Source organism: Saccharopolyspora montiporae, from assembly GCF_015209505.1.
Lineage (GTDB): Bacteria > Actinomycetota > Actinomycetes > Mycobacteriales > Pseudonocardiaceae > Saccharopolyspora > Saccharopolyspora montiporae.
This window is the reverse complement of sequence record NZ_JADEYC010000027.1, coordinates 37,171-57,862: the sequence shown is the minus strand read 5'-3', so window position 1 is coordinate 57,862 and position 20,692 is coordinate 37,171. Positions and strand designations below refer to the sequence as shown.

At 71.1% G+C, this 20,692-nt stretch carries 18 protein-coding genes; 12 read left to right on the top strand and 6 right to left on the bottom strand.

The genetic code is table 11. The annotated features are described in order from the left end of the window. Positions 1 to 3: 3 nt before the first annotated feature. Positions 4 to 4,296, bottom strand: coding sequence for an NACHT and WD repeat domain-containing protein (locus IQ251_RS15715; protein ID WP_193929342.1), 4,293 nt, complete (start codon positions 4,294 to 4,296; stop codon positions 4 to 6). Between the two features lie 416 nt (positions 4,297 to 4,712). On the opposite strand from IQ251_RS15715, the gene IQ251_RS15710 reads away from it, so the two are divergent. The 12 genes from IQ251_RS15710 (at position 4,713) to IQ251_RS15655 (ending at position 14,841) form a co-directional block, all read left to right on the top strand. Then, positions 4,713 to 5,528: an SGNH/GDSL hydrolase family protein gene (locus IQ251_RS15710; protein ID WP_193929341.1), complete on the top strand. Its 816-nt coding sequence runs from the start codon at positions 4,713 to 4,715 to the stop codon at positions 5,526 to 5,528. A gap of 364 nt (positions 5,529 to 5,892) precedes the next feature. Continuing rightward, on the top strand, positions 5,893 to 6,222 hold the full coding sequence (locus IQ251_RS15705) for a hypothetical protein (RefSeq protein WP_193929340.1): 330 nt from the start codon (positions 5,893 to 5,895) through the stop codon (positions 6,220 to 6,222). Positions 6,223 to 6,327: 105 nt separating this feature from the next. After that, a complete protein-coding gene (locus IQ251_RS15700) occupies positions 6,328 to 7,401 on the top strand; it encodes a J domain-containing protein (protein WP_193929339.1) in 1,074 nt (357 codons plus the stop codon). Between the two features lie 92 nt (positions 7,402 to 7,493). Beyond that, on the top strand, positions 7,494 to 7,895 hold the full coding sequence (locus IQ251_RS15695) for a VOC family protein (RefSeq protein ID WP_193929338.1): 402 nt from the start codon (positions 7,494 to 7,496) through the stop codon (positions 7,893 to 7,895). A gap of 121 nt (positions 7,896 to 8,016) precedes the next feature. Then, complete coding sequence (locus IQ251_RS15690; protein WP_193929337.1) at positions 8,017 to 8,715, top strand: dienelactone hydrolase family protein; 699 nt, start codon at positions 8,017 to 8,019, stop codon at positions 8,713 to 8,715. A gap of 165 nt (positions 8,716 to 8,880) precedes the next feature. Further along, positions 8,881 to 10,038, top strand: coding sequence for a CaiB/BaiF CoA transferase family protein (locus tag IQ251_RS15685; protein ID WP_193929336.1), 1,158 nt, complete (start codon positions 8,881 to 8,883; stop codon positions 10,036 to 10,038). Between the two features lie 571 nt (positions 10,039 to 10,609). Then, entirely contained in the window at positions 10,610 to 11,722 is a 1,113-nt protein-coding gene (locus IQ251_RS15680; RefSeq protein WP_193929335.1) for a hypothetical protein, read from the top strand. Positions 11,723 to 11,791: 69 nt separating this feature from the next. Continuing rightward, positions 11,792 to 12,091: a hypothetical protein gene (locus tag IQ251_RS15675; RefSeq protein WP_441007487.1), complete on the top strand. Its 300-nt coding sequence runs from the start codon at positions 11,792 to 11,794 to the stop codon at positions 12,089 to 12,091. Between the two features lie 2 nt (positions 12,092 to 12,093). Further along, positions 12,094 to 12,903 carry an ESX secretion-associated protein EspG gene (locus IQ251_RS15670; RefSeq protein WP_193929383.1) on the top strand — a complete coding sequence of 270 codons (810 nt, stop codon included), beginning with the start codon at positions 12,094 to 12,096 and terminating at the stop codon, positions 12,901 to 12,903. Positions 12,904 to 12,959: 56 nt separating this feature from the next. Next, positions 12,960 to 13,346 carry a YbaB/EbfC family nucleoid-associated protein gene (locus IQ251_RS15665; protein ID WP_228047112.1) on the top strand — a complete coding sequence of 129 codons (387 nt, stop codon included), beginning with the start codon at positions 12,960 to 12,962 and terminating at the stop codon, positions 13,344 to 13,346. Continuing rightward, the gene (locus IQ251_RS15660; RefSeq protein WP_193929332.1) at positions 13,343 to 13,660 is read left to right on the top strand and encodes a WXG100 family type VII secretion target; all 318 of its coding nucleotides are present in this window, start codon (positions 13,343 to 13,345) and stop codon (positions 13,658 to 13,660) included. Before IQ251_RS15665 ends, IQ251_RS15660 begins: the two co-directional genes overlap by 4 nt. Then, positions 13,657 to 14,841 carry a hypothetical protein gene (locus IQ251_RS15655; RefSeq protein ID WP_193929331.1) on the top strand — a complete coding sequence of 395 codons (1,185 nt, stop codon included), beginning with the start codon at positions 13,657 to 13,659 and terminating at the stop codon, positions 14,839 to 14,841. Before IQ251_RS15660 ends, IQ251_RS15655 begins: the two co-directional genes overlap by 4 nt. 107 nt (positions 14,842 to 14,948) lie before the next feature. Here the strand turns inward: IQ251_RS15655 and fabG are convergent, their stop codons facing one another. The 5 genes from fabG to IQ251_RS15630 form a co-directional block, all read right to left on the bottom strand. Next, positions 14,949 to 15,683: a 3-oxoacyl-ACP reductase FabG gene (gene fabG, locus IQ251_RS15650; protein WP_193929330.1), complete on the bottom strand. Its 735-nt coding sequence runs from the start codon at positions 15,681 to 15,683 to the stop codon at positions 14,949 to 14,951. Positions 15,684 to 15,838: 155 nt separating this feature from the next. Then, positions 15,839 to 16,987 carry a thiolase family protein gene (locus tag IQ251_RS15645; RefSeq protein ID WP_193929329.1) on the bottom strand — a complete coding sequence of 383 codons (1,149 nt, stop codon included), beginning with the start codon at positions 16,985 to 16,987 and terminating at the stop codon, positions 15,839 to 15,841. Beyond that, positions 16,984 to 17,361 (bottom strand): Zn-ribbon domain-containing OB-fold protein, encoded by a 378-nt coding sequence (locus IQ251_RS15640; protein WP_193929328.1) that lies wholly within the window; start codon positions 17,359 to 17,361, stop codon positions 16,984 to 16,986. The genes IQ251_RS15645 and IQ251_RS15640 overlap by 4 nt, the downstream gene beginning before the upstream one ends. Before the next feature lie 34 nt (positions 17,362 to 17,395). Next, complete coding sequence (locus IQ251_RS15635) at positions 17,396 to 19,522, bottom strand: acetate--CoA ligase family protein (protein WP_193929327.1); 2,127 nt, start codon at positions 19,520 to 19,522, stop codon at positions 17,396 to 17,398. 21 nt (positions 19,523 to 19,543) lie between these two features. Further along, entirely contained in the window at positions 19,544 to 20,686 is a 1,143-nt protein-coding gene (locus tag IQ251_RS15630; RefSeq protein ID WP_193929326.1) for an acyl-CoA dehydrogenase family protein, read from the bottom strand. Positions 20,687 to 20,692: the final 6 nt, after the last annotated feature.

Here is a 20,692-nt window from a genome sequence, read left to right as displayed (position 1 = left end):
AGCTCACCGGCACGGCGGGTCGTGCGGGAGGTCGGGCAGGTAGCGTTTCCACTGCTGCGGGGTGATCGGGTCACCGACCGCGTTGCAGAGGCCGGCCGGGACGTGCGCCGGGTCGGTGTCCCACAGGTCGATGCCCGCCCCGGCCCGGGTGGTGCCGAGCGTCCGCCCGTCCGGGCTGAAGCCGAGCGAGTAGACGCTCGTGTTCTCCGCTCCGGGCAGGAAGTGCTGCAGGAATGGTGCGTTCGGGGTGGACACGTCCCAGATCTCGGGGCGAGTGGTGTAGCTCGGATCGCCGTCATGGTGGGCGACCAGCGCCAATCGCGTCCCGTCGGGGCTGAACACCGGTGCCTCGCCGCCGAAACCGTCGCCGATCTGCACCTTCACGGGGCTGCCGGACGGCTGGTGGCCCACGACCGGCCACAGCCGGAGCAGGCCCGTGTTGTCGTAGGCGGCGAAGAGCTTCCCGTCCGGCCGGTAGGCGAACGAGGCGCTCAGCCCGCCTGGTAGGGGAACCCTCCACTCCTCGGCCGGATGTGCGGGGTCGGTGATGTCCCACCCGCGCAACTGCTTCGGGGCATCCGGATCGTCGGCAGCCGTGGCGTCCGCACCGTGCAGCATGGCGGTGAGCGATCGTCCGTCCGGGGTGAAGTCGATCTGCCACGCTTCCACCGGGAGCTGAGCGATCTCTTCCGGGTGCGCGGGATCGGTGAGGTCGAACAACCGCACGGAGCTCGGAGCGGAGTTCATGGTGGCCAAACCGTGGTGGTCGGATACCGCCAGAATCGGCTTGGTGGGGTGGAAGGCCAGCGCACCGATGCCGTTGTCCAGGTCTTCGATCATGCCGAGCGGCTCGCCGGCGGGATGGGAGGTGCTGCGCAGGCTCACCCCGACCAGCCTGCCGTTGTCGTAGAGCTCGGGGGAGGCGAGGATCTCGCCGTCGGGGGCGAGTGCGATGGCCTCGCCGGTGAACATGTCCGGCGCCGGTGTGGTGGCCAGTTTTCGCGGCCGCGCGCGGTCGGTCACGTCCCACAGCGAGTTCGTGCCCACGTTGCGCATGGCGATGAGCTGCTTCTTCCCCGCTGCCCGGTACGCGAACTGGCTTCCCGTTCCGGGTGTTGCGGGCAGGAAACCGCTGGCTCCGGGCTCGCCGGGGCCGGCGACGTCCCAGACCTGGATGCCGCGATCAGTGGCTTGCCGCAGTCGTTGGCCGGTCGGGTCGAATACCGCTGATCCGCGGTCGTCGACTCCGTCGATCCACGCCGTCGCAGCAAGGGTCCCGGTGCCCGGCTCGGTCGGGTAGTCCACCAGGTGCCACTGGCCATCGCAGACCGCGGCGAGGTTGCCCCGCTTCGGGTTGAACGCCACGGAGGTCACGTCACCGCTAGTGCACGGGCCCGATGACGTGCCTTCGAGAGGCGTCTCGTCCGCGAAGGGAATCCGCCGCGGGACGCGGGGGTCCTCGATCCGCCACACGCTCGGCGCTCCACCGCCACTCACTCCGGGAGTCGCCAGCACTCGTCCGGTCGGGTCGAACGCCACCCGGTGCGGGGTGTGCTCGCCCCACGTTTCCACGTGGGGCGCGCCGTCGAACGTGGCCAGAGGAACGGGGTTCGCGGGGTTCCAGAGCACGACCTTCCCGTCGGCACTGGTGCTGGCGACCAGGTTTCGGCGCGGCGAGGTGGCGATCGAGTCGACACCCGCGTCGTGCGCGTCGAACGCAGGTCGGGGTTTCGGCGCATCGTGATCCGTGATGTCCCAGGCAAGAATGCTGCCCGAGGACGTGCCCGCGTGGAGCGTGGTCCCGTCCGCGCTGATGGCCAGCGCGGTGGCCTCGTTGGTCAACGGAGCGGCGGTGATCTTCCCCGGGTGCGCAGGATCCGTGACATCCCACAGGAGCAATGCGTCCCGCGTGTCGTTGTCGACCGCAGCGAGCAAGTTCCCGTCCGGGCTCACGGCGACCGGTCCGGCTCCCAAGCCGTTGATCCGCCCCGATCCGCTGGGGCCGCGCAATGTGACCCCGTCACCGGTGGAGATCGCGAGCGTCCGGCCATCGGCGCCGGATGCGACATCGACAGCGGGTTGCTGGTCGTTGATGCTCCCGGGGGTTTTCTGGCTGTCGAGCATCGCGCGGCGTCCGATGCCCTGGTCCATCTGGTAGGCGAGCAGGCTGAGCTGCTTGGCCAGACCAGGTCGGTGCGCGCGGAGCTCGTCCGCTTCGGAAGCCAGCAGTCGGGCCCGTTCGCGATCCTTCGCCTGCTGGGCCTCGTGGTGGAAGGCCATGGCGCCGGCCAAGCCGGCCGGTGCCAACAAGGCCAGGACCGCCAGGAAGACGACCGCCAGCTCGCGGCGACGGCGACGACGGTGTGCGCGTCGCCACGACGCGTCCACGAACGTCGCCGTCCCCGATTCGAGATCCGCGGCACGGGTCGGCGACTCGGCGGCCCGCGCAGTTGCTTCTCTCAATCGGGATGCCCCGTACAACAGGGCAGGATCGCGCTGGGCCTCCTGCCACGCGGCGGCGTCGTCGTCGAGTTGCCTGCGGGTGCGCTGCCAATTCCTGTCCGCCTCGATCCATTCCCGCAGCCGGGGCCAGTTGTGCTGCACCACCTCGTGGCTGATCCGCGCGGTGGCCCGGTCACGGGTCACCAGCCGCGCGTCGGTGAACGCCTCGATCGCGCGTTGCGCGGCAGCTGGGTCGGGCGCGCCGTCCAGCAGCTCCGCGAGCTCGACGGCGCGCACCATCCGGGGCAGCGCGCGCCGGGCGGCCTCGCGGGCGGATCCGTCCAGCGACAGGTACACCTGCTCGGCGGAGGTGGCGATGGCGCTCCGGATCCCGCCGGTGGCGAGATATCCGGAGATGGTCAGGCGCGTACCGGCGCGCCGGCCCCAGGTAGCCCGCAGCACGTGCGCCAGCAGGGGGAGCGAGCCGGCATCGCTCAGGTCGTGCACGATCAGCTCGGCCAGGCCCGCCTGCAGCTCCCACCCGGTCGCGGCCGCGGGCTCCTCGATCGCCGCTCGTTGCTCGTCCGGCGACATGGGCGAAACGATCACCTGGTTGTCGCGCAGCGCGGCGAACAGCTCCGGGTGGGCAGCGGCGTGACCGTAGAAGTCGGCCCGCAGCGCCAGCACGACCACCGCCTTGTCCGCCACGGCCGTGACCGCCCGCACGAATGCGGCGCGTTCCGCGGGATCCGGGCAGAGCGTGAACAACTCTTCGAGCTGGTCGATCAGCACGACCGAACACCGGTCGGGCACCATGTCGCCGGCTCTGCGCGGAACGTCGCGCAACAGCTCCGCGGCCTCCGGGGCGGCGAGGTGGGCGGCCAGATTCCGCAGCGGGCTCGCGCCAGGGGTCAGGGACACGTGCGTCCGGTCTGCTGATCCGTCCTCGTCGGGCCGGACGAGGAATGCCGCGTTGAGCAACGAGGTCTTCCCCGAACCCGCCGGTCCGACCAGGATGAGCGGGCCGGCGCCGCTCGTGGCCGCGCTGAGCAGCCGTTCGGTCATCCGCTCGCGCCCGAAGAACAGCTCGGCGTCGTCGGCACCGAACGCGGGGAGCCCGGGGTAGGGGCATGGGCCCGCCGCGGGGTCCTGCTGGCCAACTATGGCCGCGTACCCGGGATCTTCGGCGTTCAGCGCGACGACCGAGTTCCCGTCGCCGTCATCGGTGTACCGGCGGGGCAATGGCCCGTTGTGCTCCCGCATGGCGTGGAAGAGCGCCTCGTACACCGCGTCCAAGGTCAGGGCTCGTGGTTGTCGGGGGTCGCCGTGGCGCAGCAGGTCGATCAACGCCCCGGTGAGCGGGGTGCGGCTGCTGTCTGCGATCTGGCTTGCGGTCCCGATGACGTAGAACCCGCGCCCCGGCGCGACGGTGAACGCTCCGGTGACACCGACGTCGAGCAGGACCACAACCGAGGACGCCCGACTGATGCCCACTGCGCGCTGCAACGCGGACAGCGAAAGTGTCTGGTGCTCTGCTGCACCGGGAGCCGGTTCGTCGGTGCCACCGACGGCCAGGTGCAGCTCGCCGCCAGGACCGATCACGGCCTGCCCGATGAAGTGGACGAGCAGCACGGACCGCGCTTGTCGTGCCTGTTCGCGGATGGTCCGCGCCACGGTCTGCGCATCGGGCGGGTCGAGCAGGGAGCGCAATCGATCAGGACGTACGCCGCACCGATGAACCAGGACCGCCTGCAGGTCGTGGTAGCTCTCGGCCACTGGCGACAGCTGTTGACCGCGGTGGGCGGTGGTGGCGATGACCAGAACTCGCGCGCCCGCACCGGACAAGTCAGTCATCAGTATCGAGGCTCCCCGGATCAGCTGACCGTGGAAGGACTGTAGCGAGGCCGGTGCGTGTTCGGGGGCGAGTTCTGCCAACCGGCGCCTCGACGATCGAGTCCCGCGCCGCCCGGTCCGCTGGTCTGGACGGGTGGTGTTGTGGTGCGCGGGAATTTCCGCGACGCGCGGCCGTTCGGTGGCCGGTTCCGTGCTGCGGTGCGCCGTCCGGTCGAGTGCGCGGCGGTGGGTGCGCGGGTTCGCCGACCGAATGCAGCAGCCGGCGGTGTCCGCGCGCTGAACGTGCGGACGATGCGGGAAGAATCCGCGTGCGCGATGCCAATGCCGTTTCACCTGTCGGTTAGTCGCCATGCCGGCGGAGGTGCGGATGAATATTCCTTCAATGGGGGAGTTCTCGCTCTCCGATCGGAGGATGCATGCGCCGCAGACGCCCCCTCTCCGCCATGGTCGCGTTGACCGCGCTCGCGCTGTCCGGCACGGTGTTCGCCGCGCCCGGATCGGCTGCTCCGCCCGCGCAGCAGGTTTCGGATGATTACGTCGCGCTGGGCGATTCCTACTCGTCCGGGGTCGGCACCCGGGAGTACTTCGACGACAGCGGTGACTGCCGGCGCGGCCCGCACGCCTACCCGCAGCTCTACGCCGATGCCGCCGGTGTCACCGAGTTCGCGTTCGTGGCCTGCTCGGGGGCCGTCACCGACGACGTCGACGCCGAGCAGCTCGACGCGCTAGACGAGAGCACCACGCTGGTGACCGTCTCGATCGGCGGCAACGACGTCGGATTCGCCGATGTGATCCAGAGCTGCCTGCTCGGGGACGACGCCGGGTGCGACGAGGCGGTCAGCACTGCCGAGCAGGAGATGCGCTCCGAGTTGCCCGACAAGCTCGACGACACCTACGACGGCATCAGCGGGGCCGCTCCGGCGGCCGAGGTGGTGGTGCTGGGTTATCCGAAGCTCGCCGAGCTCGGCGACTGCGGTGTGCCCGGTTTCAGCGAGACCAAGCGCGAGCGGATCAACGCCGGTGCCGATGTGCTGGCCGGTGTGCTCCGGGAGCGGGCCGAGGCGGCCGGGTTCACCTTCGCCGATCCGCGCTCGCAGTTCGACGGGCACGGTGTCTGCGGCGAGGACGAGTGGGTCAACGGCCCCAGCGCGCCGCTGGTCGAGTCGTTCCACCCGAACATCGACGGGCACGCGGCGGGCTATCTGCGGGTGTTGGAGGACGCGCTCGCCTGATCTCGGGCCGGGGCGCGCGCCCGTTTCCCGATTCGTGACGAGCCGTTGGTCACGGTGTTGCCCGTCACCGCGGGTGCTCGGCTACGATGGGTGGCGACTTCGGTGGTCATCGTGGAGTGGTCCGGGCGCCCTGCCCGGTCGGCAATCCCGGTGGCCACTACCTGGAGAAACGAGCCGTGCCGATCCCGGGGGCGCCACCCGCGGTCGGACCGGCTGTCCCGGGTGGCCTCAAGGGAGGGACGGCTCGGTCGTCTCGGTCATCCGCGTGGAAGAGCCCGCTGGCCTCAGGTCAGCGGGTTTTTTCGTTTCGGGCGGGATGCAGCCCGGGCTGCGCGGGCGGACGAGCTCGGGCATAATAGAACGCGTGTTCGATAGCGTTGCCGCGCAGCCCCCGGACCGCCCGGACCACGGGGACCGGACCGTGCGCCCGCCGCGTCCGGTGTGGGTCGACCTGGCGCGCCTGTACCCGCTGGAGGTCTGGCCGCAGCGGTCGAACCCCGCGGGCTGGGACCTCCAGGACGAGGTGGCGGGGGAGCTGTCGGCGTGGCGCCGGGACACCGCGGGCCGGTGGCTGGCCCAGGTCCGGTTCCGGATCCGGCGCGGCGACGGGTCGCACGGCGTCTGGTTGACGAGCTGGTTGCCGCCTGCGGCGGTCCGCCCGCGTGAGGACGCGCCGGCCCGGCCGCCGGGGTGAGCTGCGGCGGATCCGGCGAGCGGGGCGAACCGGGCATGCGGTTGATCTTGGAACGCGGCCGCGTCTTATCATGTCCGCGCATCTGTGGGAGGTGGAGCGGTTCCTGTGCGCGGCATCGACTACTACCGGCTCCTCGGGGTCAGCCGGGAGGCAGGGACCGCCGAGATCAAGTCGGCATACCGCTCGCTCGCCCGCACCATGCATCCGGACGTCGGCGGGACCGCGCGCACGTTCCGCCTGCTGCGCGAGGCGTACGAAACGCTCAACGACCCGGTCCGCCGCGCCGCCTACGACCGGGAGAACGCCGCGCCGCCGCGTTCCTCGGCGCCGCAGCGCAAGCGCCGCAGGCAGTTCGGCGACGATCCGGATTTCGTGGTGCGGCTGCCGCGCCTGGGGCCGGACGACATCGCCTGGTGGGATGCGGTCGATCCGTCCGCGCGGGTGCGCTACCTGCCGCTGACCGGGCCGGAACGCCGGACGGTGCTGGCGCTGGTGACCGGCTGGTCCGGGCTGCTGGGTGCCGGGTTGACCGTGCAGCTGGGCACGCTGCTGCTGGGGATCTGGCTGTCGGTGCTGATCACCTCCGGTGCCGCGGTCGTCGTCGTGCTGCGCAGGCATCTGCTGGCCGGCCGCGCTGAGCGCACCTTCGTCGCCGAGTTCGACCGGCGGCGGGTCTTCGGGCTGCCCGGTGTGCACGACGAGCGTTCCCGCCAGCTCACCGCGGACCTGTGCGCCCGGTACCTCACCCGGCTGCCGGGGCTGCGGGTCTTCCACGGGTTGTCACGGCCGGATGCGCCGGATGAGGAGATCCACCACGCCGTGCTGTGCGGCAGGCGGCTGGTGCTGGTGGAGTCCAAGAGCTGGCTGCCCGGGCATTACACCACCGACGAGCGCGGCGAGCTCTGGCGCAACGGCCACCCGTTCCGCGGCGGGATCACGCGCCTGCCGGACGGCATCGCGGCCTTCGGCGAGTTGCTTCCGGACGTCGAGGTCTGCGGTGTGGTGCTGATCTACCCGAGCCGGTCGGGTGCGGTGACCACCGGTAGGCAGAGCGGCCCGGTCTTTCCGATGGAGCCGGCGCAGTTCGTCCGCGACGTGGGGACCTGGTTCGCGCAGGATCCCGCTTCGGTGGACCGCGAGGCGTTCACCGCGGTGCTGGAGCGGCTCGCCGCGGCGTGACCGCCGATGAGTGTGCCGCGCGCGGCGAGTCGGTACCGGTGACAATCCCGCTCGGGAGCGATGGGCTCCCCGACCGCGAGTGAGGCGCAACCATGAAGACGTTCATCAACCTTCCGGTCAGCGATCTGGACCGCAGCAAGCGGTTCTTCACCGAACTGGGCTTCGACTTCGACCCGGAGGTCACCGACGAGAACGCGTCCTGCGTGATCCTCGGCCAGGACAGTTACGTGATGCTGCTGACCGAGTCCTTCTTCGGCCGGTTCACCCGGCACGAGGTCGTCGACGCCACCCGGGCCACCGAGGTGATCATCGCGCTGAACGTGGACAGCCGCGGCGAGGTGGACGACCTGGTCGGCAGGGCGTTGGCCGCGGGGGCCGAGCTCGGCATCGACGCGATCGACGAGGGCCCGATGTACTCGCGCAACTTCCACGATCCGGACGGACACCTCTGGGAGGCCTTCTACATGGATCCCTCGGCATTCAGCGCCGACTGATACCGGCGGCTCCGCGGCCGTCCCGGTGTTGGCACTCCGGTGGTGCGCTGGATACGTTGATCTTCGGTCGGCGGGTGCTGCCGCACGACCGCGGCGGCGTCCGCGAGACGGGAGGAGCAGCGTGGCGGAGAAGGCGAACCCGCGGCAGAACGTGAGTTTCCCGAGCAGCGGGGGCCGCGCGCACGGCTATCTGGCGCTGCCCGCCGGGTCCGGACCCGGTGTCGTGGTGATCCAGGAGTGGTGGGGGCTCACCGACCACGTGGCCGAGGTCGCCGACCGGCTGGCTGCCGAGGGCTTCGTCGCGCTGGCCCCGGACCTCTACGGCGGGCCGACCACGCACGACGCGCAGGAAGCCGCGCGGATGATGCAGGAGTTGCCGGTCGAGCGGGCCGCGCGGGATCTGGGCGGTGCCGTCGACCACCTGCTCGGCCACGAAAAGTCCACCGGTTCGGCGGTGGGCGTGGTCGGCTTCTGCATGGGCGGCGGGTTCGCGATCGTGCTCGCCGCGCAGCAGGGCGATCGGGTCGGCGCCACGGTGCCGTTCTACGGGGTGCCGTCCGCGGACGGCACCGACTTCTCCGGGCTGACCTCGCCGATGCTGTGCCACTTCGGCGAGTACGACCGCACGATCAGCGTGGACGCGGTGGAGCAGCTGCGCGACGAGATCGTCCGGCAGTCGCCGGTGGCGCCGCAGGTGCACGTCTACCCGGCTGGGCACGCGTTCTTCAACGACCGCAATCCGGCCGCGTACCAGGAGGAGGCCGCCGAGCTGGCCTGGCGGCGCACGCTGACCTTCCTGCGCGGCAAGCTCGGTTCCTGACTCGCCGCCCGCGGCTCTTCCGGGTCGTGAACCGCCGCGAGATATGTACGGCCAAAGCACCCTCTATGCCCTGTCGCCCGCATTGACAATGCGATGCCGAACGGCAATATTGGTCCGCAATTGGCCGTACAAATCGGCCGGAGGGTTGCGGGAAGGAGCTGCACGATGCTTCCGCTGGACGGTGTGACCGTGGTGTCCCTGGAGCAGGCGGTGGCCGCGCCGTTCGCCACCCGGCAGCTGGCCGATCTGGGCGCCCGGGTGATCAAGATCGAGCGGGACGCCGGGGACTTCGCCCGCGGTTACGACACCGCGGTGCACGGCATGGCCAGCCATTTCGTCTGGCTCAACCGCAGCAAGGAGAGCGTCGTCCTCGACCTCAAGGACCCGGACGGGCAGCGCGCCATGGCCGAGCTGCTCGACCGGGCCGACGTCTTCGTGCAGAACCTGGCCCCCGGGGCGACCGAGCGGCTCGGGTTCGGCGCCGACGCGCTGCGCGCGCGCAACCCGCGGCTCATCGTCTGCGACCTGTCCGGTTACGGCAGTTCCGGGCCGTACCGGGACAAGAAGGCCTACGACCTGCTGATCCAGTGCGAGACGGGGCTCGTGTCCATCACCGGGAGCGAGGACGAGCCCGCCAAGACCGGGATCTCGGCGGCCGACATCGCCGGCGGGATGTACGCCTACAGCGGGGTACTCACCGCGCTCTACGAACGCGAGCGCACCGGCGAGGGGGCCGCGTTCGAGGTCTCGCTGTTCGACGCGCTGGGCGAGTGGATGGGCTACCCGTACTACTACGCCGACTACGGCGGGACCGCGCCGCCGCGCGCGGGAGCCCGGCACGCGGCGATCGCGCCGTACGGGCCGTTCGCCGCCGGGGACGGTGCGCAGGTGTTCCTCGGTGTGCAGAACGAGCGGGAGTGGGCGGTGTTCTGCGCGCAGGTCCTGGGCCAGCCGGATCTGGCCGCCGATGAGCGCTTCGACGCCAACCCGAAGCGGGTGCACAACCAGGAGCAGCTGCGCGCGGTCATCGAGCACGAGTTCGCCGCGCTGAGCAGCGCTGAGATCGTGCAGCGCCTGGAGGGAGCCGGTATCGCCAACGCCCGGATGCGCACCATGGGCGAATTCGCCGAGCACCCGCAGCTGGAGTCCCGCCAGCGGTGGCGGGAGGTGGGTTCGCCCGTCGGTCCGCTGCGCGCCCTGCTGCCGCCGGTGACGGTGGCCGGGCGGGAGCCGCGGATGGATCCGGTCCCGGCGATCGGGGAGCACACCGAATCCGTGCTGGCCGAACTGGATTCGCGCCCGGACGAGACCGCGTCGGCCTGATCGGGCCGGTGTTCCTCGATGGCGTGAGCGCGGCTGTGCGAGAGCAACAGCGGACGGAGACTTCGGCGAAGCGACCGCTGAAGGGAGTCCACTGTGCACAATCGGCCAGCCGCTGCGCTGTCGATCGCCCGCCGGGGATCTCCAGGGCGCAGTCGTCGGTAGACGGGCAGGGTCGATGCCGACGAGCGTGCCGCGGGACCGGCTCTGCTCGCCGGTTTTCCGCGCCGGACCCTGTGCGAGTCGGTCTTTTGCCCGGAGAGTCCGATTCGCCGTCGTGCATTTCCGGGGTGGTGCGGTTTTCACGTCGAGCACGTCGGGCGATAACGAAAAAGTAACGTCGATGGCGTTGTGTTGATCCGCTGACATCGTTCTGGTCCTCTTACTAGGCACCGCCATGGGGGGCGGTTGCGACATCGGAACTGGGGAACCACATGCATGCCCTCCCGACGAGCGCGTTCATCGCCGCCCTATCGGCCCTGGTCGCAGCACATCTCATCCCGCGCGGTCCCGTCATGCCGGCCGGTCGCGCATCGGTGCACCGCGCGCCCGCTGAGGAGGCTGAAGACCGGCGATGACCAACGATTTCGAAGCGACGCACGCGGTCGACATCGCCTCCGCAGGCGTGCAGGAGTTGGCCGCGGCGGCCACTTCCGCACTGGGGCAGGCAGGGCCGGTCGGCGAGCTGGCGCAGCCCGTGGTGGATGCGTTGCGCAATGTGTGGGAGGGCTACTTCGGTTCGCCGATCCCGCCGGACAGCACGAACTGGAACGCCTACAGCCACGAGCAGTTGCACCAGATGCTGTGGGACAACGCCGACGTCGATGACATGAGTGCGCGGGCCACCGAGCTGGGGCGGCACAGCACCGAATTGACCGACCACGCGGACTCGATGCGCCACCAACGCAGTGCCATGCAGGCCAACTGGCACAGCAGCGCCTCCGAGCTGGCGTCGAACCGCCTCGGCATGCTGGAAGAACGAACCACGGATGTCAGCAGTCGGGCGGGGACCGCTCAACAAGCCACCCAGGACGCCGGTGACGCGCTGTCGGTCGCTCGCAACGCGATGCCGCCACCACCCGGTGACCCGATCGGTCCCGCTGTGTCCAGCGCAGCGGCCGGTGCCGGGGCGGGTGCCGTCGTGGGCGGTGTGCTCGGGGCGGGTGCAGGTGGGGTCGGCGCCGGGCCCGGTGCGGCGATGGGGGCCGCCGTCGGCGCCGTGGCCGCGGGCGGGGGAAGCCTGTTCCTGGCCGACGCCAACGCCGCGGAGAAGAAGGCGCAAGCGGTGCACGTGATGCAGCGTTACGAGGCGGCGCTGAGCAACAGCAGCCATGCGCTAGCACCGGGCGGTGCGCGACCCCCCGGGGACGGTGCTCCTGCGGCGACCACGGCTGCCGGGATGGCCGGCGGAGCCGGGGGAGCTGCGGGCGGCGGTGGCGCGCCGTGGGGGCAGCTCATCGGTGCCGACCATCCCGGGGAACGCGGCGGGGTGCCGGGTCGCGGTGGGGTGGTGCCCGCATTCGCCGCACGCGCCGGGGGCGGTACTGGGATGGTGCAGGGCGGCGCGCCCATGGGCAGGCGGGGCGAGGACGAAGAAGAAGTCGTGCACGAAAACCGCCTTCCCACCGTCGACCAGGATCTCTTCGGTGATGAGGGACCGGCCAGCGTTCCGGTCATCGGGCAGTGAGACGATGGGAGCCGAACCTTGGGTGCTGAACCGAATTCCGCATCGGGATACCAGGTCGCGCCGGAAGATCTGACCGCGCAGGTGGCCGCGCTGGGCGAGATCGGCGAGCAGATCAACGGCTTGGTCGGCTCGGTGAGCAGGCTGGCCGAGTCGATGCCGATGCTCGGCACCGCGCCGCCCGCCATGCACCTGGCGATGCGGTTGCGCGAAGCCGCCGGGGAGGCCGGGCTCACCGCGGAGATCGGCACGGCCGACACCGAGCTGAACGGTTTCCACTCGGCGCTGCAGGCGGCCGTGACCGACTACGTGGCCACCGATGAGACCGCTGCGCGAGGTCTGCACAACACCGGTGGCGCGCAGTCGTGCTGACCATGGCGGCGCGTACCGGAGGCACAATCGTCCCCTTCGGACAAATCGAGCTCGACCTGATCGCCACCCACGCGGGAACACCGTTTCCGTACCCGCTCCGGATTCCGTCCTTCGGGCGCATCGCCGGCGAGCGCGAGGTGTTGCTCGCGGTCGCCGGGCAGACCCTGCAGGCTCGCGGGTTGGCTGATGAGGACGGGCCGGGCGGTGCCGCCGCCGAAGTGGTCACCGCATTGCGCAGGCACCGCAGCGCGGTCGATGTCGTGCAGGTGGACGAGGACGGCCCGAAAGCCCTCGTTGCGATGGTCTACGGGGCCTCAGCTCTGATCTGCGCGCAGCGGTTGGACGATGACCCCGCAGGCCAGGTGGAGATCCGCCGGGTGCCCGCTGATGCTGTGTCCGCGGCGCTGTCGGCGGAGATTCCCGATGTGGGACCGGCCAAGGCGATGCCCATCGTGCTGCCCGAGTACGCGATCGACACCGCGTCCCGCGTTCTTGACGGTGTCGAGGACGATGCGGCGAAGATGCGGCTGTTGCGCGACCTCGTCCGGGACTGCGGCGGAAACCCCTCCGCACTCGACGAGCTCGCCGGTTTGCTTCCGGAACTGACCGGCCGCGGGCAGCTCGGTGCCACCCGGCGAACCGGATCCGGTCACGACCGGATGGGCGGTGAACTGTCCTGGTTGGATGGACCTCGCGGGCGCCTCCGGGTGGCACGTGCGGGAAACGGATGGGTGAGCGTGAACCCGCTTCGGCGCGCGGATTTCCGGATCGCAGTGGATGAACTGGCCGCGTTGGCACGCGATCCCCGGTAAGCGGGAACGAGCGACGCCGTCTTCGGGAGGGAAACGTGGAAGCAGCAGCACAGTGGTTGGCGGACTACGACCGCGCGCTCGCGGATGCGGCGGACAACGCCAAGGCAGCCGACGAGACCCTGCAGCGGCTGAGCGCAGGCGCGAGCTCACCACGCGGCGAGGTCACCCTGCGCGTCGGCCCCGGCGGCGCGTTGCAGGACATCACGCTGACGCCCGCCGCTCGCGCGTTGGAAGCCGAGCAGCTCGCCCAGCTCATCCTGACCACCGCCCAGGACGCGCAGCGTTCGATCGGCAACCAGGTGGTCGGGATCATGACCGATTACGTCGGCGATGGCCCCGTGCTCGACTTCGTCAAGCAGAATCTGCCGGAGGCGGCCGATGCCGAGGAGCCTGCGCGCAGCGACGACGACTACTTCGCGAACCCGCCGACGGTGTTCGGATGAGCACCGCGGGAGGTTTCCACGTCGACCCGGCGCAGATCCGGGCACACGCGGACACGGTGGCGGGAATCGCCGACGGGCTGTCCGCGGCCACGAGCGGCCTGCCGGGTGAGCTGGCCGAGAACGCGCTCGGCACGTTCGTCGAGTTCGTCAGCGCCGGGCTGAGCACCACGATGTCCCAAGCCGGTGAGTCCTTGTCCCAGGCGGTGTCCACGGTGCACGAGGTCAGTGCCGCGCTCGCGCAGATCGCCGAGGACTACGAAACCGCAGACGACGCCAACGGTGCACTGCTGCAGAAGGGCTGTGATCCGCGGTGACCCCACCGGGCAGCACATCAGCGGCGAGCACCGGCGGGTCCGGTACCGCTCAGCTGGTCGAGGAGCTGAAGGCGACCACCGAGGCCGTGCGCGGCCGCGGATGGCTCTCCGCGGATCTCGGCAGCGCGGGGGCGGAGCTATCGGCCGCGGTGCCTGATCCGCTGTCTGCCCTCTCCAGCGCCGGATTCGGCTTCATCACCGAGGCCGTGTCGTTCTTGGTCGAACCGCTCCAGCAGCTGACCGCCGATCCGGGCGCGGTGTCCAGCGGCACGCAGTCCTTCCTGGACGCCGGGCAGGCGATCTTCTCGACCGCTGCGTCCTACCAGCAGGCGGCCGCGTCGGAGACCGGTGGCTGGTCCGGCGCGGCGGCGACGGGGTATCTGCAGACCGGTGCTGAGCTGGTGCACAGCCTCAACGGGCTCGGGCAAGCCAGCCAGGCGCTGGCCGAGTCCGCGGCAGGTGCCGGCGAGGCCGTCGCGAAGACGCACGCCGAGGTCACGGTGCTGATCAACGAGGCCGTCGGGCGGATCATCATGATCCTCAACCAGGCGGTCGCCGCGGCACAGGCGACCGGCGGCGCGAGCATCGCGGCGGCGATCCCGCAGAGCGTGCAGGTCGCCACCGACTACGGCGGGCGGATCGCGCAGAAGATGCAGGAGCTGCTTTCCAGCCTGCAGGGACTCATGCAGCACGTGGACTCGGCGGCGACAGCGCTGGCGAGGTTGACCGGGACGATCGCGGCGATCGGACAACAGGCCTCGGGCGGCGGCGGTGCACCGAGCGGGACGGCGAGCACCTCGTCGTTGCGCACCGGTTCCGGCGATTCTTCGCGGGACGGCGTCGGCGAGGCACAGCAGGTGAGCCCGTCGAGCACCGGCGCCGCGTCCTACGCGGGTATCGGAAGTACCGGTGCGTCAACCGGTCTCGCCGCCGGCGCCTACACCGGCACGGGCGGGGTGGCCGCTGCGGGGCACAGCACCGGCGGTGGCATGAGCTCCGCATCGCCGGGTGCGGCCGGTGGCGCGGTCCCGTTCTACGGGGGCGGCGCGGGAGGTCGACGTCCGGCAGACGGTCCCGACTCCACCCACGAGTCACAGGTGGGCAAGCGGTACGACGCCGAGGCAGCCTGGCGGTCTCGCGAGGAATCCGACCAGGCGGGCTACGACTACCCGGCTCGGTGACCGGCGGTTCCGGTGCGCGACGTCCTCGCTGATGGCGCACCGCCCGATGACCGCGGGGGCGGGCCCCGGGGTGCGGCGTGCCTCGCCTCGCCCGGGGCCGCTGCCCGTCAGAGGTGCCGGCCGCCGGTGATCTCCAGGACGCAGCCGGTCATGTAGGACGACAGGTCCGAGGCCAAGAACAGCACCACGTTGCCGACCTCCTCGGCCTCGCCGGCGCGCTGCATCGGGATCTCGTCGAGCTTGGCCTGCCAGACGTCCTCGCGCAGCGCGGCGGTCATGTCGGTGCGGATCAGTCCCGGCTGCACCGCGTTGACCCGGACTCCCTTGTGCGCGACCTCTTTGGCCGACGCCTTGGTCAGGCCGACGATGCCGGCCTTGGCCGCGCTGTAGTTGGTCTGGCCGACCATCCCGACCTTGCCGGAGATGGACGAGATGTTCACGATCGAACCGCTGCCCTGCTCGCGCATCACGTCCGCGGCGGCCTGGGTGCCCAGCCACGCGCCCTTGACGTGCACGTCCAGCACGGCTTCGAAGTCGGCGACCGGCATCTTGCGCATGGTCGAATCCCGGGTGATCCCGGCGTTGTTGACCATGACGTCCAGCGAACCGAACTCCTCGGCGGCGGCGTGCACCGCAGCGCGCACGGCGTCCGGGTCGGTGACGTCGCAGGCCACGCCGAGCGCCGTTCCCGAACCCCCGAGTTTGGCGGCGGATTCGCGCGCCTGATCCCCGTCGACGTCGGCCAGCACCACGCGGGCCCCTGCGGCGGTGAACGTCTCGGCGATCGCCAGGCCGATCCCCTTGGCTCCGCCGGTGATGACGGCGGTCTTGTCCTGCAGCATCTGTCCCTCTTTCCGGGTCGGTGGTGCGGTCGGCGCCGCTGCGGGGTGTGTCGATCCGCCCCCGCCGTCCGCACCTGCGCGAGGATGCCGGTGCGGACGCGGTCGGGTTCGTGGGGGTCCGGTGCCGAGTCGGCGGCACCGGACCCCTGTTCGCGTCAGAGCGTCGCTGCGGTGCCGAACACGGCGGTGACCTGGCTGGAGAGCACGCCGCCGTTGCCGTGGGCCACCGCGGTCTCCGCGCCCGGAACCTGGCGCTCGCCGCAGGTTCCGCGCAGCTGGCGCACCGCCTCGATGATGGTGAAGATCCCGTACATGCCGGGATGGCAGTAGGACAGCCCGCCGCCGTTGGTGTTGACCGGTAGCTTGCCGCCCGGCGCGATCATGCCCTCGGCGACGAACGGGCCGCCTTCGCCCTTGGCGCAGAAGCCGAGGTCTTCCAGGAACAGCACCGGGTTGATGGTGAAGGCGTCGTAGAGCTCGACGACATCGATGTCCTGCGGGCCCAGTCCGGCCATCGCGAACGCGCGCCGTCCGGAGTCGCGCGCGGCGGTGGTGGTCAGGTCCGGCATCTCGGAGATGTTGCGGTGCCAAGTGGCCTCGCCCGCACCGAGCAGATACGCCGGCGTGGCGGCCAGGTCGCGCGCTCGTTCGGCGCTGGTGAGCACCACGGCGCCGCCGCCGTCGGTGACCAGGCAGCAGTCCCGCGTGGTCAGCGGATCGCTGATCATCCGGGCGTCGAGCACGTCCTGGCGGCTGAGCGGGCCGCGCTCGAACGCGGCCGGGTTCAGCTGCGCCCACTGCCGCGCGGCCACCGCCACATCGGCCAGCTGCTCGCGGGTGGTGCCGTACTCGTGCATGTGCCGGGCCGCGGCCATGGCGTACATGCTGATCGGGTAGCGCGGCTTGTACGGCGCCTCGTACGGGTTCGGCTTGGACGGGGAGACCAGCCTGCCGCCGTCCGAGCGCTGGGTGCTGCCGTAGACGATCAGCGCCGTGCTGCACAGGCCGGCTTCGATGGCCGCCGCGGCGTGCAGCAGGTGCGAGACGAACGAGCTGCCACCTATGGTAGAACCGTCCACATAGGACGGATGGATTCCGAGGTATTCGGCGGTGTCCATACCGGACATCGGGTAGTACGAGGACGCTGTGAACAATCCATCCACATCGGACTTCGGAATGCCGGCGTCCGCGAGCGCCCGGGTGGTGGCCTGCCCGACCAGGTCGAGCGGGGTCAGACCGGGGGCCACCTCGCCGAGGTCGGATTCGGCGACCCCGGCCACCGCCGTCGTGCCGCGCAGTGTCATGCCGATCCCTTCCGGAACACCGCCACCGGGTCCCCGTTGTCCTCGACGGTGGTGAACGCCACCCGCATTCCGATCCCGACCGACCCGGGATCGATATCGTCCACTCTGGACATCATCCGGAACCCCTCGTCCAGGTCCACCAGCGCGACGTTGTGCGCGCCGCCGCGCCCGCGCACCGCGGTGGTGGAGTAAACGGTCCCGCGACCGCTGCTGCGTTCCCAGGACAGGTCGTCGCTGCCGCAGCCGGTGCACAGCACGCGCGGTTGGAACACCGCCGTCGAACACGCGCGGCAGCGCTGGTAGCGCAGTTCTCCTTCGGCCAGCCCGTCCCGGAACACGACTTCCGGTGCTCCGGCGGGATCGATCTCGGCCATCCCGGCTTCTCCCTTCGAATGCGTTGCCGCTGCTTCAGCCGTCCGCGAGCACCGCGAGGCAGTCCACCGCCACCGCGCCCGAGTCGGACACCAGCAGCGGGTTCACGTCCAGTTCGGCGATCTCCGCACCGAGGTCGGCGGCCAGCCAGGACAGCCGGGCCAGGACCTCCGCGGCGGCGTCCACGTCCAACGGCGGCTTGCCGCGCACCCCCTCGAACAGCGGTGCACCGCGCAGCGACAGCAGCAGCCGCCGCGCCGAGGCGATGTCCAGCGGGGCGATGCCCACCTGGCTGTCGGCGAGCACGTCCACCAGCACCCCGCCGAATCCGACCACGACCACCGGGCCGAACGCCGGATCGTGCTTGATCCCGGCGATGAGCTCGGCATCCCCGGAACTCATCCGCTGCACCAACACCCGGGCGGACGGATCCCCCGCGTCGCGGGCGATGCGCAGCAGGTCCTCGGTCGCGGTACGGACCTCCTCCTCGGCGCGCAGTCCCAGCCGCACCCCGCCGATATCGCTCTTGTGCCCGATCTCGGTGGACAGCAGCTTCACCGCCACCGGACCACCCAGTTCGACGGCTGCGGCCGCGGCCGCAGCGGCGTCGGAGGCCGGCAGGGCCCCGGCGCAGGCGATGCCGTAAGCGGCGATGAGCCTGCTGGACTCGTGCTCGTCGAGCTGGGTGCGCCCGGCGTCGCGGGCCTCCTGCAGCACCGCCCGGGCGACCCGCTCGTCGGTGTCCTGCGGGCGGACCGGGCGCGGCAGCGGGGGCCGCAGGCTGTGCTCGGCCAGCGCGGCCAGGGCGTCGGCGGCGCGCCCGGGATCGGTGTAGCAGGGGATGCCCCGCTCGCGCAGCAGCTCCCGCGGGCGCCCGCTGCCGCCGGTCCAAACCACGACCAGCGGCCGGTCGGTGCTGCGGTGCGCCCGGTCGATCGCGTCGATGAGCTGCTCGGAGCCTTTGTCGGCGTTGCCGAGCATGACCACCACGATGTCGGTGTCCGGGTGCTCGACCGTGACCTCCAGCGCGCGGCGCAGCATGTCCGGTTCGCTGATCAGCGTCGCGGTCAGGTCGACCGGGTTGCGCGGCGAACCGAAATCCGGGATGACCGCAGCCATCCGCTGCTGCCAGCGCTCGTCCCACGGCTGGACGGTCAGCCCGTGCCTGCTGGCCTCGTCGGCCATGAGCACCCCGGCGCCGCCGGACAGCGACAGCGTGGTCATCCGTCTGCCGCGGGTGCGCCTGCCGGTGGCGAACAGCTGGGCGGCGTCCAGCAGCGGTTCCGTCCCGTTGCGCCGGATCAGCCCGAACTGGCGGCACGCCCCGTCGAACACGGCGTCGGCGCCGGCCAGCGAGGCGGTGTGCGAGGCCGCGGCGCGGGCACCGGCCTCCGACCGGCCGACCTTGACCGTGAGCAGCGGTTTGTCCAGCTCACCGGCCCGCCGGGCGACGTCGAGCAGCCGCCGCCCGTCGCTGACGCCTTCCAGGTAGGCCAGCAGCACCCCGGTCTGCTCGGACTCGACCAGACCGCCCAGCACTTCGGCCACCGACAGGTCGACCTCGTTGCCGGTGTTGAGGAAGTGCGAGATGCCGATGCCGGAGCGCTGCGCCTCGCTGAAGATGAACGTGCCGAACGCCCCGCTCTGGCTGACGAAGGCCACCGGGCCGTCCAGCAGCCGGACGTCCTCGTCCAGCGCCGAGGTGAACGACGGCAGCGCCCGCTCGCGCACCCCGAGCATGCCCAAGCAGTTCGGCCCGAGCACCCGGATCCCCGTTTCGGCGATCACCTCGGCGAGCTGCTGCTGCAACACCTGTCCCCGCTCGCCGGATTCGGCGAAACCGGCCGCGGCCACGATCGCGGCGGGGATCCCGCGTTTGGCGCAGGCGCGGACGCCCTCGACCACCTGCTCGGCCGAGACCATCACCATCGCCAGGTCGATCTCCCCGTCGACGTCGTCGAGGCTGCGGTGCGCGGGAAGGCCCTGCACTTCCGCGCGGCGCGCGTTGATCGGCAGGATGCGCCCGGCGTAGTCGAAGCGCTTGAGCAGGTCCAACGGCCTGCCGGAGAGCTTGATCGGGTTGTCCGAGGCACCCAGGATCGCGATGGAGCGCGGGTGCAGCAGCCGGTGCACGGCCTCGTCGGCGGCGTTGCCTTCGGGCATGGAATCCTCCTGGTCGCGGGATCAGACGCTGCGCAGCAGCTGCTTGGCGATGATCAGCTTCTGCACCTCGCTGGTGCCCTCGTAGATGCGGAACACCCGCGCGTCCCGGTAGAACCGCTCGGCGGGCACCCCGCGCATGTAGCCGGAGCCGCCGTGTACCTGCACCGCCCGGTCGGCCACCCGGGAGACCATCTCGCTGCAGAACAGCTTCGCCGAGGACGGCGCGAGCCGGGTGTCGGTGCCGGCGTCGTACTCGCGGGCGGCCTCCAGCACCATCGAGCGGCCCGCGTAGTACTCGGCCTGCGATTCGGCCAGCAGGGCCTGGACCAGCTGGAACCGGCTGATCGGCGCACCGCCCTGCTCGGATTCGGCCGCGGCGCGCACCGATTCGTCGAGCACGCGCCCGGCCAGGCCCACGCAGATCGCGGCGATGTGCAGTCGGCCGCGGGTCAGCGAGGACATCGCCGCGGTGAACCCGCTGCCTTCCCGGCCGCCGACGATCGCCGTGGCGGGCACCCGCACCTCGTCGAAGTGCACCTCGGCGGTGTGCGCCCCGGACTGGCCCATTTTCGCGTCCGGCGGGCCGATGGTCAGGCCCGGCAGGCCGGTCGGCACCAGGAACACCGAAATGCCCTTGTTCGGCTCGGCCTGTTCGTCGGTGCGCGCGAAGACGACCAGCAGGTCGGCGTGCGGGGCGTTGGTGATGAACCGCTTGGCGCCGGAGATCAGGTAGTCCGCCCCGTCGCGCACCGCGCGGGTGCGCACCCGGCTCGGGTCGGACCCGGCGCCGTCCTCGGTCAGCGCGAACGAGGCCACGGCCTGGCCGGAAGCCAAGCGCGGCAACCACTCCCGGCGCTGCTCATCGGTGCCGTTGCGCACGATCACCTGGCCGGCGATGCCGTTGTTGGTGCCGAACATCGAGCGGAACGCGGGCACCGCGTACCCGAGTTCCATGGCCAGGCGCACGTCCTCGGAGGTGGTCAGCCCCAGCCCGCCGTATTCCTCGGGCAGGGCGAAGCCGAACAGTCCCATGTCGGCTGCCTTGCTGCGCAGCCGCTCCGGGATGGCGTCGGTCTCCTCGATCTCGTCCTCGCTGGGCACGACCTCGGTGCGCACGAAATCACGCACGGTGCGCAGTACGTCGTCGAACACGGTGCTGTCCACGGGATT